The sequence below is a fragment of the Ruminococcoides sp. genome, from assembly GCF_057037865.1.
The window spans coordinates 1-20914 of the sequence record NZ_DBLZMS010000009.1 but is presented as its reverse complement, the minus strand read 5'-3'; the positions used below and the strand labels follow the sequence as shown (position 1 = coordinate 20914).

Genomic DNA, 20914 nt, shown 5'->3' with positions numbered 1-20914 from the left:
GCCAGTAACATTTTTAATATTTTCATCAACGCACTAATCTATATTATAAATGCAAATCATAATAAAGGCAACGGAAAGAAGGTGAATTTTTTGCGAAAATTTAAAGAAATTATATCAGTTGCCCTGATTTTCACATTATTATTTACTGTTTCGACTTTTTCGCCTTATGCCGCTGATGATGAAAATGAGGTTTACATTGGCGGTGAGGCTTTCGGAGTTAAATTTTATGCTAACGGAGCAATGATAATCAAGCTTGAAAGCTACTATGACGGTGAAAAATATGTTTGCCCAGCAAAAGACGGCGGACTTAAAGTAAACGATATTATAAAGAAAGTAAATAATACAAAAATCAGCACAAATGAAGAATTAAAGTCTGAAATTGAAAAATCAAACGGCAATGAAATTACTGTTGAAATTGATAGAAACGGCAAAACCGAAAGCAAAACCGTTTTGCCGATTAAAAATACCGTGGGAGTATATCTCCTCGGTGCGTGGGTTCGTGACAGCTGTGCAGGCATCGGAACTATGACCTATTATGATGACAGCAATAATTATTTTGCCGCACTCGGTCATGGAATATGCGACTGTGACACGGCTGCTTTGTTACCGTTAAAATCAGGAGAAGCTGTTCGGGCTGAAATCAGCGGCATTGAAAAAAGCGTCTGCGGAAAAGCCGGCAGTTTCTGCGGATATTTTACCGATGTAAAGTTTGGTAATTTGAGCGTAAACTCCCCTTTAGGAATTTTCGGAGATTTAACGAGTGAAAATTATAAAAGAAACAAGAAATATCTGATTGCAAATGACGATGAGGTGAAAACAGGAAAGGCTGTTATGGTAACAACGCCTGTCGGAGATACGCCGCAGGAATATGATATTGAAATCAAAAGAATATGCAATCGTGATATGACATCAAATGAAAATTTTGTCATAAAAATAACCGACAGTAGATTGCTCGAAAATTGCGGCGGTATTGTACAGGGTATGAGCGGCAGTCCGATAGTTCAAAACGGCAAAATTATTGGCGCTGTTACCCATGTTTTTCTGAATAATCCAAAAGAGGGTTACGGTGTGTTTGCACAATATATGGCAAATCGCTACAATAATCAACACTAAATATATGATGGTTTGTTCATTTTTGATTTAGTAAAGCAAAATATAAAACTTTTTTCTCAATTTTTCAAAAAAGTTTTATGGAAGGTATTGCCAACTTTACCATTTTGTGGTAATATTAGTACAACAAAAATTACTGGGGGAAATCACAATGAACAACAAAATAAAACTAATCGTAACCGATGACGCTTCTGAATTTACGCAGGAAAATCTTAATATCTTACAAAGTAAGAATATTTCCGTTATTTTCTGTGCAAAAGACGGAGAAGAATTGTGCGATAAAATTAAAAGAGAAAGTCCTGATGTTGTACTGATGGATTCATTTATGACAAGGCTTGACGCAATCGGTGTTATGAGAAGCATTACACGAGAAAGCACGAAAGTGCCTGTGTTTATGGTGTATTCGTCATTCCACAGCGCTGTTCTTGAGCGTGAAATTATGAATTCGGGCGCATCGTATTTTGTGTTGAAGCCGTATAACATTTCCGAATTAAGCACCATTATCAGCGATTTGTCGGATTTGAGCAAAAAAAACAATTTTGGCAGAGGCAGAGTTATTGACGCTTTCGGAATTGAAATGAAAGTGACCGATATTCTCCATGAAATAGGAGTTCCGGCTCACATCAAAGGCTATCACTATCTGCGTGATTCAATCATTATGTCTGTTGAGCATCCTGAAATTATCAATGCCGTGACTAAACAGCTCTATCCGTCGGTTGCCAAAAAGTACGAAACAACCTCTTCACGGGTTGAAAGAGCTATAAGACACGCAATTGAGGTTGCATGGGATCGAGGGGACATTGATGTTTTGAACTCATATTTCGGATATACAATTCACAACGACAGAGGTAAGCCCACAAACAGCGAATTCATTGCCATGATTTCTGACAAATTAAGACTGCAGATTAAAAATGCAGGCTAAAAAAAGAGCCGCTCGTAATGAGTGGCTCTTAATATATTATTTAGTTTTGCCGATATCGTGTCTGTAATGAGCGCCTTCAAAGGAAATTTTTTCTACTGCTGCATATGCCTTTTCAAGTGCCTCATCAAGTGTATCTGCTGTCGCAGTAACACCGAGAACTCGACCGCCGTTTGTATAGAACTTTCCGTTTTCGTACTTAGTGCCGGCATGATAAACGATTGCACCATCGACACCGCCGTTATCATTAAGACCGAACATCTCTATACCCTTTTTATATGAAACAGGATATCCGCCGCTTGCCATAACAACACAAGCCGCAGCACCGTTGTCCCATTCAATGTCAAGATCGGAAAGCTTTTCATCAATAACAGCCTCGCAGATATCTACAAGGTCAGTTTTAAGTCTTGGAAGAACAACCTGAGCCTCAGGATCGCCGAAACGGGCATTGTATTCAATAACCTTTGGACCGTTCGGTGTAATCATAAGTCCAAAGTACAGACAACCCTTAAAAGGTCTGCCCTCTTTATTCATCGCCTCAATTGTAGGGATAAAGATTGTATCCATACATTCCTTGGCAATCTCATCTGTATAATATGGGTTCGGGCTGATTGTGCCCATGCCACCTGTGTTAAGACCTTCGTCATTATCAAAAGCACGCTTGTGGTCTTTTGAGCTGACCATAGGTTTTACGCACTTGCCGTCTGTAAATGCAAGAACAGAAACCTCGGGACCTGTAAGAAACTCTTCGATAACGATGTTGTTACCTGAGTCGCCAAACTTCTTGTCCTCCATAATTTCTTTGACTGCTTCAATTGCCTCATCAACAGATTGAGCAATAATTACGCCCTTGCCGAGTGCAAGACCGTCAGCCTTTACAACAACGGGAGCGGTATTTTCGTTCTTTATATAGTCAATTGCTTTCTGAGCGTCATTGAATACTTCATACTTTGCAGTAGGTATGCCGTATTTCTTCATGAGATTTTTTGAGAAAACCTTTGACGCCTCAATAATAGCGGCATTTGCATTAGGACCGAATGCTCTGATTCCAGCCTCCTGCATAGCGTCAACCATACCGTCAGCAAGCGGATCATCAGGAGCTACAAAAACGAGGTCAATCGCATTGTCCTTTGCAAACTTAACCATATTTTCTTTATCCATAACTCCGATATTAACAAGCTCGGCATCTCTTGAAATACCGCCGTTGCCGGGAGCGCAATAAAGCTTTGTGCATTTAGGACTTTCAAGAAGCTTTTTAATTAAAGCGTGCTCTCTGCCGCCCGAACCAATCATTAAAATTTTCATAACCGCACCTCTATCAGTGATGGAAAAGACGAATACCAGTAAATGACATTGTCATATTGTACTTATTGCAAGTTTCAATAACATTATCATCACGAATTGAACCGCCAGGCTGTGCAACAAATTTAACACCTGAACGCTTTGCTCTTTCAATGTTGTCACCGAATGGGAAGAATGCGTCAGAACCGAGTGAAACACCGTCAAATGTTGCAAGCCAAGCCTTTTTCTCTTCCTTTGTAAGAGGTTCGGGCTTAGTTTTGAAGAACTGCTGCCATATACCGTCAGCAAGCACATCCTCATAATCATCAGAGATGTAAACATCAATAGTGTTATCTCTGTCAGGACGGCGGATGTTGTCAACAAACGGAAGGTTCATAACCTTCGGATGCTGTCTGAGATACCAGATATCAGCCTTATTGCCTGCAAGTCTTGTGCAGTGAATTCTTGACTGCTGACCTGCACCTACACCGATTGCCTGACCGCCCTTTGCGTAGCAAACAGAATTAGACTGAGTATATTTAAGAGTAATAAGAGCAACAAGAAGGTCACGCTTAGCTTCCTCTGTAAAATTCTTATTATCTGTTACAATGTTCTGAAGGAGCATTTCTTCGTCAATTTTGAGTTCATTTCTGCCCTGTTCAAATGTAACGCCGAAAACATCCTTATGCTCAATAGGAGCAGGAACATAGTTCGGGTCGATTTTTACGACATTATAGTTGCCTTTCTTTTTTGACTTGAGGACTTCAAGAGCCTCGGGAGTATAGTCAGGAGCAATAATACCGTCAGAAACCTCTCTCTTGAGGAGGATTGCAGTCTGAACATCGCAAGTATCGGAAAGAGCCACCCAGTCACCGTATGACGACATTCTGTCTGCACCTCTTGCCATTGCATATGCGCTTGCAATCGGAGAAAGTTCAAGGTCATCTACAAAGTAGATTTTCTTGAGTGTGTCAGAAAGCTCTGTTGCAACTGCCGCACCGGCAGGACTTACATGCTTGAATGATGCAGCTGCAGGAAGACCTGTTGCCGCTTTGAGTTCCTTTACGAGCTGCCATGAGTTAAATGCATCAAGAAAGTTGATGTAACCGGGTTTGCCATTGAGAACCTCAACAGGAAGATCTTTGCCGTCCTGCATGAAAATTCTCGAAGGCTTCTGATTCGGGTTACAGCCGTATTTTAAAGCAAGTTCGTTCATTGGATTCATCCTTTCCGAAAAATAAATTACTTGTTTTTATTGATAATTCTTGACTCTGCCTTATTTGAAGCAATGTCAATATAGCGTACAAAAAGTGAAACCTTGTTATCCTCATTGAGAGAATTCCAGATTTTCTCGGCAAATGTGTCAATATCATCGTTACCGATTTCTACGAGTGTAGGTTCACCCTCAAAGCTCGGAAGCGGATTGCCGTCACTCATATATGTGTGAATGAATCTGCCAAGACCGTTTATCGGCTTGTCATATGTAAATGTGTATCTTTCGCAACAATCGGGATTGCCGTCTGCACTTTTGAGAATTGACATTGCATAGTTCATCTTGCCGTTTTCACACTCAACGATACCAGAAATTCGTGGAGTGTAGTTAGGATCGTCGGGCTCAAACTCTCTTGTTGTGAGTGACTGTTCAAATGTCTGACCTTCATTCATAAGGTCATAAACAGTATCTGTCTGGTCACCGTTAGTAACGATAGTTTTGTTGCCGAGAACTCTTACGGGAGAATAGATGATAAGTGACGGATCAACAAGCTTTGATGGATCAAAAGCCTGAGTTTTGATGCCGTCCTCGGTTTCTGCAAACACTCTGTTTCTGCTGTTTTCGCTTCTGCCCATAATGAAGTATGCAATAACAGCCTTTGAGCCGTCTGCACTTTTGCCGATTACAATGCCTCTGCCCGGATATGAAGTTGAAGCAATGTCATTGTAAAGTGATACAGGTTTCATATTTTTCCTCCGTTAGTCAAGAATTTCGGTTTTATTGTCTTTTACTATAATTTTATCTTCGCAGAAAAGCGAAACCGCCCTTGGAAGAATCTTCCATTCAGCCTGTTCCATAACTCTTTTCTGAAGAATTTCGGGTGTGTCACCGTTCTGAATTTCAACGGCTTTCTGAATGATAATGGGACCGCCGTCGCACACTTCGTTTACAAAATGTGCGGTAGCACCCGTTACCTTGACGCCTCTGTTAAGAGCCTCCTCATGAACTCTGAGTCCGTAATAGCCCTCGCCGCAGAATGACGGAATAAGCGACGGATGGATATTGATTATTCTGTTTTCAAAAGCAGAAATAAACTGCTTTCCGAGAATAGTCATAAATCCCGCAAGAACAACAAGGTCAACATCCTTGGATTTCAAAAGCTCGGTCACAGCAGAATCATACTCATCAAATTCGGCATAGTCTTTTCTCCTGATAACCTCAGTTGCAATCGAATTGTTTTTTGCTCTTTCAAGTGCATAAGCGTTTGGATTTGAGGACACAACAAGAGAGATTTTTCCGTTTTTAATCTCTCCCCTGTTCTGAGCGTCAATAAGTGCCTGAAGATTTGTGCCGCCACCCGACACAAGAACTGCAATATTTTTCATTATTCAAACACTACTCCGTCATTACCGCTGATTACTTCACCGAGTACAACAGCGTCTTCACCGTTAGCCGCAAGAACCTCAAGAGCCTTGTCTGCATCTTCCTTGGCAACGGCGATTATCATACCTACACCCATATTGAATGTGTTGAACATATCGTGCTCGGGGATATTACCTACTCTCTGCATAAGCTTGAAAATAGGAAGAACAGGAATATTGTCCTTTTTGATTTTGGCTGAAAGACCGTCTGTAAGCATACGGGGAATGTTTTCATAGAAACCGCCGCCCGTGATGTGTGATACAGCCTTTACATCAACCTTATCCATAAGAGCGAGAAGAGGTTTTACATAAATTTTTGTTGGAGTGAGCAATGTTTCACCGAGAGTTTTGTCAAGCTCAGGATACTCGGCATTGATTGTTTCCTCGTTGATATCAAAGATTTTTCTGACAAGCGAAAAACCATTTGAGTGAACACCAGAAGAACGGAGTCCTAAAAGTACATCACCCTCACAAAGCTTTGAACCGTCAATCATCTTCGGCTTGTCTGCAATACCAACGCTGAAACCTGCAACATCATATTCATCAACAGGCATAAGACCCGGATGCTCTGCAGTTTCACCGCCGATAAGAGCACACCCGGACTGAACACAGCCTTCTGCAATACCTGATACAATTTCAGCTACCTTTTCGGGATAGTTCTTGCCGATTGCGATATAATCGAGGAAGAAAAGAGGTTTTGCTCCACAGCAAATTACATCGTTTACGCACATTGCAACTGCGTCAATACCGATTGTGTCATGCTTGTCAAGAAGAAAAGCAAGCTTGATTTTTGTACCTACACCGTCAGTACCGCTGACAAGTACAGGCTCTTCCATATCTTTGAAATCAGGGGCAAAAAGTCCGCCGAAACCGCCGATGCCTGAAATAACACCGTCAATTTTTGTGCGTGCCACATGCTTTTTCATAAGCTCTACAGACTTATAGCCTGCTGTTACATCAACACCTGCCGCTTTGTAGCTTTCGGAAAAGCTGTTGTTCATTGTAATCACTCCGTCACTTTCTGTTAATTTTTTTAGCGTATTTATCTACAAAGATTGTTCTCGGAATTTCAGCGTCATAGCTGCCCGTGAAACAACCGTCACAGAATTCTATATTTGCACCCTCAGCAATTTTTCTGAGACTGTTTATACTGAGATAACCAAGTGAATCTGCACCGATATATTCACAGATTTCACTTGTTGTCAACTTGTTTGCAATAAGACTTTCTTTATCATGAATGTCCACGCCAAAGTAGCACGGACATACAAACGGAGGTGAGCTGATGAGCATATGCACCTCGGCAGCTCCTGCCTCACGCATAAGACGAACAATATGCTTTGATGTTTCGCCTCTGACGATTGAGTCGTCAATAATAACAACTCTCTTGCCTTTAACATTAGCCTTCAAAGCGGTAAGTCTTGTTCTGAGAAGTCTTTTCTTTTTATCTTTACCCGAGCCTACTGTTCTGCCGATATATTTGTTCTTGACAAAACCTGTGCTGAACGGGATACCCGAAGCCTTTGCGTAACCCTGTGCGGCAATAAGTCCCGAATCGGGAACACCGCACACCATATCTGCCTCAATCGGGAACTCGTCATAAAGAAGTTCACCGGCTTTGAATCTTGCATTATGTACGCAGACACCGTTGATTACGCTGTCCGGTCTTGCAATATAAACATATTCAAAAAGGCAGAAAGATGTTTTATCGGGCAAAAGCTTTAATTTGTAGCTGTGAAAGCCTTCTTCGTCAACTACTACCATTTCACCCGGCTCAACATCACGGACAAATTCACCGCCGAGACTGTCGATAACACAGCTTTCGGAAGTGAAAATCCAGCTGTTTTTGAGTTTGCCGATACAGAGCGGACGAAATCCGTGCATATCACGAAAGCCGATAAGACGGCTCGGTGCGCAAATTACAGTTGAGTAAGCGCCCTTGAGCTTTCTCATTGACGAAAGAACAGCATCTTCAAGCGTGTCTGTTACACATCTTTCGGTTGCGATGACATAAGCCATAATTTCAGCATTGGAATTGGACTGAAAAACAGCGCCGCCTGTTTCAAGCTCCTGCCTTATTTCATTGAAGTTTGTAATTGAGCCGTTGCTTGCAATACCGATTGAACCCTGAATATATCGCATAACAAGCGGCTGGTTAGATGCACGGTCGAGTGATTCCGATGAAGTATAACGGACATGACCAACTGCAATCTTACCGTTCGGAAGTTTTTCAAGTGCTTTGGGGGTAAAAATCTCGGACACCATACCGAGTTCCTTGACAGTTGTAAATTCACCGTCTTTATTCACGGTGATACCTGCGCTCTGCTGTCCCCTATGCTGAAGGCTGAAGAGTGCGTCATTTGCGGCGGCAACAACATCGATATCGTCATCATTACGGTAAATACCGAACACACCGCACTCGTCATTTACTTTGTCAAGTTTTGTGTCAATATCTACATAGTTCTTAATCAAAGCTCTGCCACCTTAGCCTGCATTGCCTTGTCTTTTTCGGCAACGCCTTTTTCCATATCAGCTTTCATATTTTCAAGCTTCTCTGCAAGAGAATCGTCGGAAAGTGCGAGCATTTCAACGGCAAGAATTGCAGCGTTAGCCGCACCGTCAACTGCTACTGTTGCAACCGGAATTCCTGTAGGCATCATAACTGTTGCAAGAAGAGCATCCATACCGTCAAGCTGAGCCGACTTACATGGGATTCCTATCACAGGGAGGGTTGTTTTTGCCGCAAGAACACCTGCGAGATGTGCCGCCATACCTGCTGCGGCAATGATTACGCCAAAACCGTTCTTTTTAGCCTCTGCCGAAAACTTAATTGCCGCATCGGGAGTACGGTGTGCACTCATTACATGAACCTCATACTCTACGCCAAATTCTTTGAGTTTACTGACAGCCTTTGATACTACGGGAAAATCACTGTCGGAGCCCATAATAATTGCAACCTTTTTCATAATTACTCATAGCCTTTCCGCCCACTTGATAAATTGCCGCAAAAACCGTGCCGTGGGCAGACAAAGTCAGGACAAATATGCCTATTTATGCTTTGAATCGACATAAATAAAGCATTACTAATTAATTATATAAAAAAATCGGTTAAAATTCAATAGTCAGGCGAAATTATTTTTAAAATACCGCCAAAAAGCAAAAAGTGACTGTGCAAAGCATAGCCACTTCAAGATATTAATCAATCTTGGAAACATCTTTTCCCTGTTCGATTTTCATGCCGTTATCGGGATCTGTAGCATCAAGATACGGTCTTTCGTTGGAAATTATGCCCTCGGTTGTAACTCCCGCCTCTGCAGCCTTTTTCATACCCGGAAAAAGAAATTCCATCTTTTCATTATCGAATTTTTCATCGAGATATTCTTCAAAGCTGTTTGACGCAGGTACTCCCTCTGTTCTCTGAGTCCATCTTGCCGTAGCTGTTACGGACATAAAGCCGTTGAATGCCATGAATACAATCAGAAATGTTGTAATAATTGCACCTGCTCTTTTAGGGATTTTTTCAATAAGCTTTGCTGTCCACGGATACAGATAACGCACCCAGACAAGACCGAGGAATCCCCAGATAAGGGCATACATAAGATTAGTTCTGCCGTCAAGGTTAAACGGAGTGTCACTGTAGTCCCATGAAACCGTGCCGAACATCTGCTCCTGCAACCACGAACAGAAATACTCAAAACCTGCTCCGACAAAAGCACTTATCACAAAAACAAGCGTATCATTAAGCTTGTAAAGCTTATACAAAGCGGCTGTCAGAAAACACGCACCGCCGCCGTAAACAGGAATAAACGGACCGTAAACCATACCGACACGCATTTCAAAATGTCCGTCAACGCAGAACGCCCATATTGTTTCAAGAATCGTGCCGATGAAAGAACCAATCACAAACAGATAAAAAAGCTTCGTAAAACAGAATCCGTAAGCAAACGGCTTGTCCTCTTTACTTTCAAAGGTTTGCGTATATTCTTTCATATTATCCTGCTTAATCTCCTCAATTTTAGCATTAATTTGCTTTACATAAGCCATATGAGTGAGATCGGGATAAGCGTGTGCAAGTCTTTTTCTTAAAATATTCTCTGTAAAAAGTCGGTTGTAATTTTCTTCAAGTTCCTGAATTTCAACCTCTGTTGCACCTTTATCCATAAGCTCGGAAGAATTTTTAAGCTTTGCAATTCTTCTGAGCAGACGGATTGTTGTTATCATTGAAAAAACGTAATCAATTACAATAATTCCGCAGAAGCAAAGAACAAGAATAAGACTTACCCAGAAAGGAATTGCTTCAACGGCTGTGCGAAGCACCGGGATTATCAATCCGACAAGTAGCATACCGAGCAATCCGAGAAAAAGTGCATAAGGAAAAGTTATATAATTGCCTATGCTGAATTTCGAGGAAGAAAAATCCCATGGCTTGAATTTGAGAGTTTTTTCTACAAGCACACCGACCACAACCATAAGTGCAGATAATATCAGAGTTGAACCGATGAATAAAATCAGCTTGCTGTTTTCAAACGGTTTTAGTGCCGTATAACAAATAACCGCCGAAAATCCATACATAGGGCAAAACGGCGATGTCAAAAAACCGTTATTACTGAATTTTTTCTCAAGAAGAAGCGAACGAAAACTACTCGCCACCCAGCCAAAAAACGAGAAAATTACGAAGTACCACAACAGGTCGAGTAAAAATTGCATTTCCTATCCCCCACAATTTTATGCAACAAATCGGACACAGAATTCTGTGCCCGAAAAATTGCCGTAAATTTCACATTCTTTATGCCTTTGGCACATCATCTTTCCAGAGTTCTTTAATTGCGGTAACACTACCCGCAAGTCCCTGAATATCTGAAGGAATGATAATCTTTGTAGCCTTGCCGTCAGCGGCTTTACCGAATGCCTCAAGTGATTTAAGCTGAATAATTCTATCGGTAGGAGAAGCCTCATTGAGCATTTTAAGTGCGTCGGCATTAGCTTTCTGGACTGTGAGAATAGCCTCAGCTTCACCCTGTGCCTCACGGATTTTCTGCTCCTTAACAGCGTCGGCTTTAAGAATTGCAGATTCCTTCATACCCTCTGCAACGAGAATCTGACTGCGTTTTTCACCCTCTGCATCAAGAATTCTTGCACGGCGCTCACGCTCTGCCTTCATCTGCTTTTCCATCGCATCCTGAATTTCACGGGGCGGAAGAATGTTTTTAAGCTCGACACGGATTACCTTAATGCCCCATGCGTCGGTTGCCTCGTCAAGAATCACTCTGATTTTACCGTTGATTGTATCACGGGATGTGAGAGTGTTATCAAGCTCAAGATCACCGATGATATTACGCAATGTTGTTGCAGTAAGATTTTCAATAGCGCTGAGCGGTCTTTCTACACCGTAAGTATAAAGCTTTGGATCGGTAATTTCAAAATACACAACCGTGTCAATCTGCATTGTAACGTTATCTCTTGTGATCACGGGTTGCCGTGTGTTGTATAAAAGGATACATCAAAACATTCCTCAGAATTTCCAATGAATTCGGACTATTCTGTTATCTCTTGTTCCGCCGACTTCGATATAGTCAACCAAAAACATAAGTTCATTATGTGTCAATTTTTCAATATTACTGTATTGAGTCACTATTGTATGATTGCTTTCAAGTGCCTTAATCTCATCATCTATACTCAATAACTTTGATTCAAGCAATTTAATAGTGGTATCAATTTCTACGGAATCCGCATCTATTGCATTTTTAAATTGATAATAGTCATTAATAGATATTATTCCATCAGCTTTATCCATATATAAGGAAGTTAGTCTATTTTTTAATAATTTTTGCTTTTTTATTGCGGATTCAATTGATTTTAAAATTTCCTGACGACGATTATTTATTTCAACATTAGAATCAATCTTACTTTTGACAGCAGAAACATCCATTAACCTTTGACAATGGTCCTTGATTTCATCAATCACAATTTCTTCAAGTCTTTTTACGGTTATGACACATCCGGGACATATTCCCGTTTTAATGTGTTTAGTAGGACATTCAAGCATTGGTGAATTATGATAAGTATGTTTATTGAGTGTAGCACCACAATACACACATTTACACATTCGCGAGAACACCGTATTTTTCATATCCTGTTTATAGGGAGTACTTCTTGTTGAGCGTATTATCTGTGCCTTATGCCAAGTATCATAACTAACAATTGCATCGTGAGTATTTTCGACAATATCCCACTCGCTTTGAGGTTTATATCGCCGTTCTTCACCTTTATAAGATAATTTTTCACTCTTGCCTTGAACAGTATTACCGATATACACCTGACTGCTTAATATCTTCTGAATAGTATAATAGCACCATAATCCTCTCGTAGCTGTTTTTTTATGCGAGGATACTTCTTTAAGATTCTTATACTTTGCAGGAGGCGGTATTTGTTCGTCATTAAGTCTGCGTACTATTGACGCATAACCTAAGCCATTGATGTATAATCTGTAAATGTATCGTACAATCTTTGCTGCAGGTTCATCTATAATAAGTTTATGCTTATCTTCAGGTGATTTGGCATAGCCGTAAGGAGCTTGACTACCTACCCATTCTCCCTTTTTACGCTTTGCAGACAAAACTGCTTTAACATTTTCAGATATATCCTCAAGGTACCATTGGTCTATGAGTCCATTGATTTGTCGTGCTTTTCGGTTCTGTCGATTAGAAGTATCCGCATTGTCAATAATACTCAAAAAGCGAATGTTCCACACCGGAAACATATAGTTTAGGTAATGCTCTACAAGTTCCAGATCACGGCAAAATCGTGATTGTGTTTTACATAGCAAAACATCAAACTTATGTAACCGTGCATCCTCAATCATTCTGTTGAATTCCGGTCGTTGTCGGTCGGATCCTGAAAAATCATCGTCATTATATATGTCGTATATTATCCATCCCTCTTTTTCACAGCGAGATTTTAATAACATAATTTGGTTATTTATGCTTTCACTATTATCTTCGGGATGAAGTTTATTTCTGTCCTCTTGCGACAGTCGCACATATAGTGCTGCTTTAATTTGTTCGATCATAAAATGCTCCTAGCGTGAATCACAGGTGCATACAATGATACGATACCTTTCTTGTAAATCGTGCACATTATATCATATCTTCTGCACTTTGTAAATATCGCACGCATTAATAATTATCAAATTTAGCATTATAACTTAGCATTTTTTGCATTGATCATTCGAGCATACTGCTCGTTAAAAAGCATCTTCTGAGCTTCTTTATCTGTTGTTTTGTAATAATTCTCTACAACCACCTTACCTTTTTTATTTGTGCTTTTTTCAGTTTTGTTCATTATTCACCTCTTTCAGAGTTCATAATCAGTATAGCATACTGATTTATTAAAAATTATTGATTTTGTTGCTCTATGATTTTTTTAACAGTCGTGCAATAAAAAAGACCACACAAGAACTGATTCGCTCTTGTGTGGTCAATATCTTTTGGTAAGATTTGGTATTACTTGGTTGTATGAATCATTCTTGCTCCACATTGTGGACAATAATTTCCGTAGGTCATCATTGCCTCATTGTAAAATGTCATACAATGAGGACATACAATTGCATAGCATGTGATTCCATCAACTTCAATTTCTTTATCAAGCCAGCTTGTTTCGTTCGCACTGTCTGAGGTTTTTTCAATACACAACTTAATATACGGTTTGATTTGCTCATCAAAAACATTAGCTATCATATAAGCTTCAACGCTGTAATCAGGCTCTATAGCCATTGCTATGTTTTCTTCTGCAGCTGAATCTAAAAAATAGAAGTGAGAACATCTCAAAATACCGTATATTTCACTACACAAGGTAGATTCGGTAAGACAATCATAACAGGCATCCTCAATATCTGCCAAAGAAAAATCAGGAGTTTTTCCATCAAGAGTATCGAACAAATACTTCTTTATGTTTTCCCAAGTTATCACTTTGTTATAGGAGTCTTTGACAGCAATGTGAGATAAAAACTGCGATTTGTCTGTATCACAAATAAGCTCAAGAAACGACTTATCATCGTTATTGTGCCACTTGCCAATGAAATTTCCTCTGTTTGATACAACAATGAGAGTGTAATTTGTCAAATCAAAATAAAACATTGCATTATCATTATTGTTCTCATATGATACAGAATAGAACTCTGACCTAACTGATTCAACTTTTAGTTTCATTATATAAATCTCCTTAGAAACAAGTCTAATCTGCCACATATCCTTACTGAGTGATATGTGGCAGTAAATTTTAACCCTTAACTTTTACAATGCTAACATCATATGTATCATAGCTTTGAAAATTTATCCATGCTGAGTCAGGATACATATCACCTACAACATAATCATCATTGTAGTCGATATCACTGTATTCTTTTTTAAGTAACTTTTCCAGCACTTCAATTGTTATATCTTCTTCTAATACATTCCTGCTTGTAGATATCATGTCATCAAGCATTGCATCATGAGCATCTTCTTTGTTGTAAAACAAATTGTTCTTTGTTTTCGGATTTTCCAACACATAAATGTCACGATTGAACGAACAAATAACAACATACATTGCACCTTGTTCCTCAACTGTTTCATTGATTTTGTCTTTTTTTATTTCTGCCATTATTAACACTCCTTAATTACTCAACAGTTTGTTAATATAATTGATTTCTTTACGATATTCTTCTTGAAAAATATCGGTGTCGGTGCCTTTTTCTGTTACTTGGTAGCCCTTATAACAACGAACATATCCTTCGTCGTCTATTCCACCGTCAAAAGCAAGAACAACCAAACCTTTTGTTTCAAGGCTTTTAATGCATTTTCTCACAGAATAATAACTTGCATTAAGAATATTAACTAAAGTCGGAATACTCGTCACATCGCAATGAGGACAAGCACAAACCGACCGTTTGCATAACGCTCTGAATACTTCGTTATCTGTCATTTTTATTCCTCCGTAGAAAAGCTAAATTCGATAGATTTTGAAGAATCTAGCCCTAATTCTTTACATTTTTGGCGTGTGCTTGTACCACCTGAATGTGTGGTTGTCGAAAGCAACAATCTGTTCACAATTTCAGCATTTGTGTAACAAACCTTAAAATGTTCATCATCAGGGAGTTCTTTTAAATCAATGTCGATATAGTCTATGTATTTTTCAAACTCATTGACTAATTCTTGCATCAAATCAATGCAACACTCAACAATTTTTTGTTCAGAATGAGATTCAATCATAATTACATATCTCCTTTAACACATTCATCATACCAATAATCAATTGCAGGCTCAATCAGCCAGTCAAAAGAAAGGCAGGATAATGCCAAGACACACAATTCTTGTAAAGAACCATAACCTTCTGTCTTGATGATATTGCCGTCAAGAAAGTAGTTGATAGAGAAGTTTTCAAGATTTATTTTTGTTTGTACATCGTACAATTCATCATCTGTAGTTGTGTAAGCAACATCAATGGATGATAAATCTGAGAAATCAACTTTTTCATTACCATATTCTTCCTCAACAAAGTCTGAAATAAGTTTTTTTGCATCTTCAAGTGAATATATTTTACTCATAATGAAACCTCTTATTATTTTTTGTACACCAGTTAAGTACAACTTAACTGCCATACATCATTAATTGCGATTTTGTTATAACGATTAAAAATTTCAACAAGTGTAAGAATACGATTCTTAACCCACTCGAAATCTTCATATACATCCTTCATGTCATACGGAGCACCATTTACTCCGTGACCGGACTCGTCAAGCCAAATTACAGCGTGTTCTGACACATCAAAATTCAAATGATTTGACAATGCATCGCAAGCCAATTCAGACCAGTTAATTGGGATTTCCTGTTCAATGAAATAGGAAATATCAATATCATAAAGACATTCTTGATCTGCCGGACTGTAAAAATGCAATGTAGCAATTCCGTTATTTATTTCTTCACTTATAAATTCAAAATCTTCCTCTTCAAGCATTTCAATAAGCTCTTCAGGAAAAGTTTCTGTTATTGTTTTATACATAATTAAGCCTCCAAAATTTTGCCTGATTTCCAATCATAGCCTCGTTTTGCAAGCATACGTCTTGCAGCTTGCACAGAGGAATTATCGGAATGACCATGAGCTTTTGTCAACAACTTTTCAGTGGGTGTTTTGTCACGAAGAATATCACAACTTAAAAGGAAGTCATAATTTTGCTTTTCATTTTCTCTGATAATACGATACTTATCAGCAGCAATTTTACATTCCTTCTCAAATTTGCGTTTTCCTTGTTCAGATTTCAACTGTCTATTGCATCTGAGCTTGTCAAAAACATAGCCGCTGACAGGTGAACTACAACCTTTAAAACCTAAGTATTCATCTTCGGTCATTGCATTTGAAGGAATACCGCAGGGATTGTCCATAGTTGGAACAGTTGCAATAACTACAAGTCTATTCATGACTTCTTCGTCACGGTCAAACAGTACAGGCTTTGTCAGATAATATGCGTCATCGTCTGAATTTGATTCAACATATACAATATCTTCTGATGTTCCGTTATCGAGATGCCTCATAATATCGTCAAACCAATCATATATATCGGTACCTTTGTCGATACAATACTGAAGACATTGTGAATCAAGCAGATCAAAAAATACATCTGTGTCACCTTCTGAGTTTATATATGACTCTTTAATCAAGTCATATGAAATATGATTTTCGACATACTGTCCTCCGGCGTTTGAATCGGGATTATAATATAAATCAACAATTTCAGCGGAATTATGATTGAGATACCATCTGTCAATGGTTGTGTATAATAACATATTTGTTTCTCCTTTTATAAAATTGTGAGGTGCTTAAATTAAGCACCTCACATTTCATTAATTACTTTTCTGCTATACGCATTGGAACCAAAACAGTTTCAGTTTCTGTTTTGCCTTTGATAATAATTGGATTTAAAGCATTTTTGATTGATAATGAAACATTATCATCATTAACTGCTTTAACACAATCAGTTAAGTAACCTACATTGATTCCGATTCTTTCAGGAGATTCAGAAGTAATACCCTGAGTCTCGATCGGAACCGTGTCAACATATGTAGCTGTTTTGCCATTATAAGATAAGCTCATATTGTCATCACTTATCGTCATAACGACCAATACCTCGTCTTTTGTGGCAACAGTAGTTATCTGTTTAAGCACGCCCAAAAGTAAGGCTGTATCTACTTTTACAGATTTTTCATGTTCAACAAAAAAAGTATCAACTTCCATTAAAGTGCCGGTCAGCAATGATGTTCTCAACACGGTTTGGTTATCAACGATAAAGACTGCCTTGTTTCCTGATTTGTTAATGCCGATATTGATTTTACTGTTAGCACTTTTCAGGCAACACATCAATATGGATACCGCGTCTTTTGTAATCGTAAATGTAAACTCACCTTCCGACTTGATTCTGCTTCTTGCAATCTTGAAACCATCAATTGCATAAGCTTCAAGCATTCCGTTTTTGCACACGAAATTCAGCCCTGTAAATATGGGCTTTGAATTGTTGGTACTCATCGCAAACGCACAATTTTCAAGTGCAGTACGAATGAAACTGCTTTCAATCATAGCAAAATTCAATTCGGTAGGATTGATTTCCTCAATTGTAGGAAAATCCTTACTTTCGACATTGAATTTGCAAGATGATTTTTTACCGCGTGTTTTTACAGATACGCAATTACCTTCGCTTTCAATATCAAGAGTTGTTCCGGCAGGCATTGACAATATGAGTCGTACTACGCCGTCTGGAAATATGATTGCCTCATCAGGAAGCTCAGGAATCATACCGAGTTCATCTGAACCTAATTTGTATGAAAGCGTGTCTGCTATACTGCAACAATGAAAGAAACCTTTGCGGTCTGCCATAACAGCCATAGGATATATTCCTGATTTTCTGTTGCTCATATAAATTTTACTCATAAGAGCAAGTTTATCTTTAAGTGTTGTTGTAATTGTAAAACTCATTTTTTTCATAATAATACTCCTTTTATTTCTTTAATAAATTTGATAAAACAGTAGCTTCAAGCAAATTTTTAAATTTGTTAATTTGCTCTGTACAGTCCGAGGTAACATTCCCATTCCCATACGCTCTCGCTTGTACGAGAGAAAGCTGATTGTTTTCTTCTTTCTTAAATTCTACCGTTGCATAAGGCTTGTTTGCCTTTGCAACAAAACAAATATAATTTTTTCCCTCACACATCTTGTCAAAATAATTGAATTTACCTACACAAATGTGCATCAAATCTCCTTGATGTACAAAATCTGACTTGCTGTGAGGAAAAGAAAACTTGAAATTACCAATATCTTTGCCGTCCAATTCATGTAACGGTTCAATAATAGATAACAGCATCTTGTTCTTTTTAATAATTTTCTTTTTTTCTCGCTTATCTTTCTCTCTGTTAAGCCAATTAAGTGCATCATCGTGAGATTGCATAAGGTCCTGCGGAAACAGAAAATGTTTGCTGTACTCAAGAACCGAATATGTTGTATTGTGACTCAAGCTATATGCCTCAAGATACATACTCACATAATCTTGTAATTCGATTATGCTTCCTGACTGCTTCTCAAGATAAGACACAACCTGTCTAACCGTCACTTTGTATGTTACGCAAAAATCAACAATACGATTGACTGAATTTGGAACATTTTCACCCTTCTTACTTTTACAGTAGTTATAGGCAAGCATAAAATCCTCAAATTTATCGGTAAACTTTTCGTTGAAGTGTTGCATACAACGCAATGTTAGATAGTCAATATTATTCTCAACAGCAAATTTAAGAAAACGCTTATTGCACTTAATGAATTCTTTTACTGTATACGGAAGATATTCATTGAATTTTGCGTCATAACAAAAGCTTCTTATGGATTGAAAAATTACATGAGATGACAAATTTATCAAACCAATTTTTTCGAGCTTTTCAGCAAGTATTGTATTTTTACTGCCAAGAATAAGTTCTTCAAGTCTTTGAGAATCAACTACACCATTGGAAATACAATGCGAGATTGAGTCTATCACATCAGATATACCGGAAATCTTCTGAGTAATACTATTAAGATTTCCTTTATATATCTTTTCAGATTCATAGTATCTGTTGGGTAACATTCCAACCAAGTGATAACCCTCACTCGGTTTAGAATTTTGCCAGAACAAGACACCGGTTGTGTAATCATATTTGCGTATATGATAACTGAATGAAGTTCTGTTTAGGTCAAACAAATCTCTTTCATATTCATCTATACTGCGGTCAGCTTTTATTTCTTGAATATAGCCTGACTCAACTTTTGCTCTAATCACTTCAGATACATCGAAATGTCTTACCATAAGTCTATCGTCATCGTATATATCAAGCATCGAATAGCACTTAAATTTGTATCTGCTTGATAATTGCTTATATGATACAGCTGTCAGATTCTTATGACAGTACGGGCATTTGTAGTTATGCCTTGATACAAGATTTTTTTGAAAAGCGATTTTTTTAAAACACTTTCCGCAAAACCCTGTTTTTCTGTCATTTGTGGAGAATACAACTTTATAGCCGTAATCGTCATAACAAAATGATATAAACTCACGAGATGCTTTAGGTACACATTCCCACATTTCGTTTTTGGCTTTCTGATTTTCTGCCATATGCATAATTTTCAGTTTTTCTTTCCGAGATAATATATGGGAACAAAGTGTGTTATAGGCACTTCTACCGTCTTTATCATCGTCGTTAAAAAACTTATAAACACAAGCTCCGTTAAATACCGTAGCATTAGAAGAAATGTACTGATTTATGCACGCAACAGACCATCTGCCATTTTCGAGCAAAGTTAGAATATCGCCCTCTTTGCTGATAACAGACAAAAACTTTCCATCCGCATTGATTCCTTTGCCAACGAGATATTTCTTATGTTCGATTATCTTAATAGAAAACATAATCAAGCTTCCGCAATAATCATCAGCATTTTTGACGAATGACAAAACCCAACCGGGAAACGGCTGGGTTCTCATTTTTCGTATTGACTTTTTAGAAGGCAACATTAGTTACTACCTCCCAACAATGAAAACAAATCAAGAGGTTTTTCTTCCTCTTTCTCAACTTTCTTATCAGGCTTAGCAGCACTCTTTTTTGTACTGCCATTCTTAGTAACTTTCTTTGTTGTTCCTTCATTTGTCTTTTTGGCTTTAGATTTAGCCTTGACTTTTGCTTTAGCTTCAGCCTCTTTTTCAGCGATAACGGCATCATCAAGGTCATAATAATCATCAAGAATTGCAAAAATCTGGCGATGATCCAAACCGATTCCGTTACCAACAGACATTGACTTTACCTGCTTTGTCAAATAATCGAAAGCTTTGGAAAAGTTTTTACTCTTAATCAATACCTGTTTGCTGAAATTGATATCTGTTTTTGCACGGTTATAAATGTGCAAAAAGCAAGCAATTAAAGGCAAGCCGTTAATTCCGAAATAAGTGTCCTGAGCAAGGCGATTTAATGCAGTATCAATAATTTCATCTTCTGAAACATTATCGAAACTGATAATCGGCTTAAAATCATCGTAATTGATGTTTGGCACATCCTCTACCTTGATTTCAGGCATTTGCACTTTTTCTTCATCTTTTTCTTCCGAGGAAACTTCAGTTGTTTTCACCTTTTCCTCTTTTGAAGGTTCTGATAATACTTCAGGTGTTAATGGTTCATTTGTAGAAACACTATTATCACTTCTCGGTAATACCATAACATTTTCCTCTTCTTCAACATCAATGTTCTTCATTGTGTCGATTTCACTAAATACTGACATAATTTTCTCCTTTTCCACCGGTCGTGAAGATTAAGGGTTTTCCCACCGGTAACATACTCTTTTCTCGGCGACATTACTGCCGTCTTTTAACCTTATAAAAGGTTGGGTTTATTATATATAAAAAAAGCCACACAGCATTTAAGCTATGTGGCT

General features: G+C 38.4%; 22 protein-coding genes and 1 pseudogene. 2 read left to right on the top strand and 21 right to left on the bottom strand.

Features of this window, described 5'->3' with window-relative positions; translation table 11 throughout:
* Positions 1-90 precede the first annotated feature (90 nt).
* Both spoIVB and spo0A read left to right on the top strand, forming a co-directional pair.
* The gene (spoIVB, locus tag AC2HW8_RS08600) at positions 91-1113 is read left to right on the top strand and encodes a SpoIVB peptidase (protein ID WP_303994644.1); all 1023 of its coding nucleotides are present in this window, start codon (positions 91-93) and stop codon (positions 1111-1113) included.
* Between the two features lie 148 nt (positions 1114-1261).
* On the top strand, positions 1262-2032 hold the full coding sequence (gene spo0A, locus AC2HW8_RS08595) for a sporulation transcription factor Spo0A (RefSeq protein WP_484327420.1): 771 nt from the start codon (positions 1262-1264) through the stop codon (positions 2030-2032).
* A 36-nt stretch (positions 2033-2068) separates the two neighbouring features.
* Here the strand turns inward: spo0A and purD are convergent, their stop codons facing one another.
* The 21 genes and pseudogenes from purD to AC2HW8_RS08490 form a co-directional block, all read right to left on the bottom strand.
* Positions 2069-3334: a phosphoribosylamine--glycine ligase gene (gene purD, locus AC2HW8_RS08590; RefSeq protein ID WP_046432064.1), complete on the bottom strand. Its 1266-nt coding sequence runs from the start codon at positions 3332-3334 to the stop codon at positions 2069-2071.
* Positions 3335-3347: 13 nt separating this feature from the next.
* Complete coding sequence (locus AC2HW8_RS08585; RefSeq protein ID WP_337806113.1) at positions 3348-4526, bottom strand: phosphoribosylaminoimidazolecarboxamide formyltransferase; 1179 nt, start codon at positions 4524-4526, stop codon at positions 3348-3350.
* A gap of 26 nt (positions 4527-4552) precedes the next feature.
* The gene (locus AC2HW8_RS08580) at positions 4553-5269 is read right to left on the bottom strand and encodes an IMP cyclohydrolase (protein ID WP_415946609.1); all 717 of its coding nucleotides are present in this window, start codon (positions 5267-5269) and stop codon (positions 4553-4555) included.
* A 12-nt stretch (positions 5270-5281) separates the two neighbouring features.
* Positions 5282-5908 carry a phosphoribosylglycinamide formyltransferase gene (gene purN, locus AC2HW8_RS08575; protein ID WP_021883024.1) on the bottom strand — a complete coding sequence of 209 codons (627 nt, stop codon included), beginning with the start codon at positions 5906-5908 and terminating at the stop codon, positions 5282-5284.
* Entirely contained in the window at positions 5908-6945 is a 1038-nt protein-coding gene (gene purM / locus AC2HW8_RS08570) for a phosphoribosylformylglycinamidine cyclo-ligase (RefSeq protein ID WP_101070620.1), read from the bottom strand. The genes purN and purM overlap by 1 nt, the downstream gene beginning before the upstream one ends.
* A 13-nt stretch (positions 6946-6958) precedes the next feature.
* The gene (gene purF / locus AC2HW8_RS08565) at positions 6959-8413 is read right to left on the bottom strand and encodes an amidophosphoribosyltransferase (RefSeq protein ID WP_101070621.1); all 1455 of its coding nucleotides are present in this window, start codon (positions 8411-8413) and stop codon (positions 6959-6961) included.
* Entirely contained in the window at positions 8410-8907 is a 498-nt protein-coding gene (purE, locus tag AC2HW8_RS08560; RefSeq protein WP_046432059.1) for a 5-(carboxyamino)imidazole ribonucleotide mutase, read from the bottom strand. The genes purF and purE overlap by 4 nt, the downstream gene beginning before the upstream one ends.
* Positions 8908-9136: 229 nt before the next feature.
* A complete protein-coding gene (locus AC2HW8_RS08555; protein ID WP_293615820.1) occupies positions 9137-10648 on the bottom strand; it encodes a putative ABC transporter permease in 1512 nt (503 codons plus the stop codon).
* A gap of 79 nt (positions 10649-10727) precedes the next feature.
* A pseudogene (locus tag AC2HW8_RS08550) lies at positions 10728-11417 on the bottom strand (SPFH domain-containing protein); the annotation flags it as partial.
* A gap of 36 nt (positions 11418-11453) precedes the next feature.
* Positions 11454-13010, bottom strand: coding sequence for a recombinase family protein (locus tag AC2HW8_RS08545; protein WP_118144197.1), 1557 nt, complete (start codon positions 13008-13010; stop codon positions 11454-11456).
* 128 nt (positions 13011-13138) lie between these two features.
* Entirely contained in the window at positions 13139-13282 is a 144-nt protein-coding gene (locus AC2HW8_RS08540; protein WP_021883018.1) for a hypothetical protein, read from the bottom strand.
* A gap of 161 nt (positions 13283-13443) precedes the next feature.
* Positions 13444-14148: a hypothetical protein gene (locus tag AC2HW8_RS08535; RefSeq protein WP_484327419.1), complete on the bottom strand. Its 705-nt coding sequence runs from the start codon at positions 14146-14148 to the stop codon at positions 13444-13446.
* Between the two features lie 70 nt (positions 14149-14218).
* Positions 14219-14581 carry a hypothetical protein gene (locus tag AC2HW8_RS08530; protein ID WP_155131072.1) on the bottom strand — a complete coding sequence of 121 codons (363 nt, stop codon included), beginning with the start codon at positions 14579-14581 and terminating at the stop codon, positions 14219-14221.
* 12 nt (positions 14582-14593) lie between these two features.
* Complete coding sequence (locus AC2HW8_RS08525) at positions 14594-14902, bottom strand: hypothetical protein (RefSeq protein WP_117930791.1); 309 nt, start codon at positions 14900-14902, stop codon at positions 14594-14596.
* A 2-nt stretch (positions 14903-14904) separates the two neighbouring features.
* Complete coding sequence (locus AC2HW8_RS08520) at positions 14905-15189, bottom strand: hypothetical protein (protein ID WP_484327418.1); 285 nt, start codon at positions 15187-15189, stop codon at positions 14905-14907.
* A 2-nt stretch (positions 15190-15191) separates the two neighbouring features.
* Positions 15192-15524 (bottom strand): hypothetical protein, encoded by a 333-nt coding sequence (locus AC2HW8_RS08515; protein ID WP_021883016.1) that lies wholly within the window; start codon positions 15522-15524, stop codon positions 15192-15194.
* A gap of 32 nt (positions 15525-15556) precedes the next feature.
* On the bottom strand, positions 15557-15979 hold the full coding sequence (locus tag AC2HW8_RS08510) for a hypothetical protein (protein ID WP_293642410.1): 423 nt from the start codon (positions 15977-15979) through the stop codon (positions 15557-15559).
* A gap of 2 nt (positions 15980-15981) precedes the next feature.
* Positions 15982-16761: a hypothetical protein gene (locus AC2HW8_RS08505; RefSeq protein ID WP_484327417.1), complete on the bottom strand. Its 780-nt coding sequence runs from the start codon at positions 16759-16761 to the stop codon at positions 15982-15984.
* Positions 16762-16822: 61 nt separating this feature from the next.
* Positions 16823-17953: a DNA polymerase III subunit beta gene (locus AC2HW8_RS08500; RefSeq protein WP_021883013.1), complete on the bottom strand. Its 1131-nt coding sequence runs from the start codon at positions 17951-17953 to the stop codon at positions 16823-16825.
* Between the two features lie 13 nt (positions 17954-17966).
* Positions 17967-20003 (bottom strand): PcfJ domain-containing protein, encoded by a 2037-nt coding sequence (locus AC2HW8_RS08495; protein ID WP_484327416.1) that lies wholly within the window; start codon positions 20001-20003, stop codon positions 17967-17969.
* Positions 20003-20761, bottom strand: a complete 759-nt coding sequence (locus tag AC2HW8_RS08490) for a Cas9 inhibitor AcrIIA9 family protein (protein ID WP_293642416.1) — start codon at positions 20759-20761, stop codon at positions 20003-20005. The genes AC2HW8_RS08495 and AC2HW8_RS08490 overlap by 1 nt, the downstream gene beginning before the upstream one ends.
* Between the last annotated feature and the right edge of the window lie 153 nt (positions 20762-20914).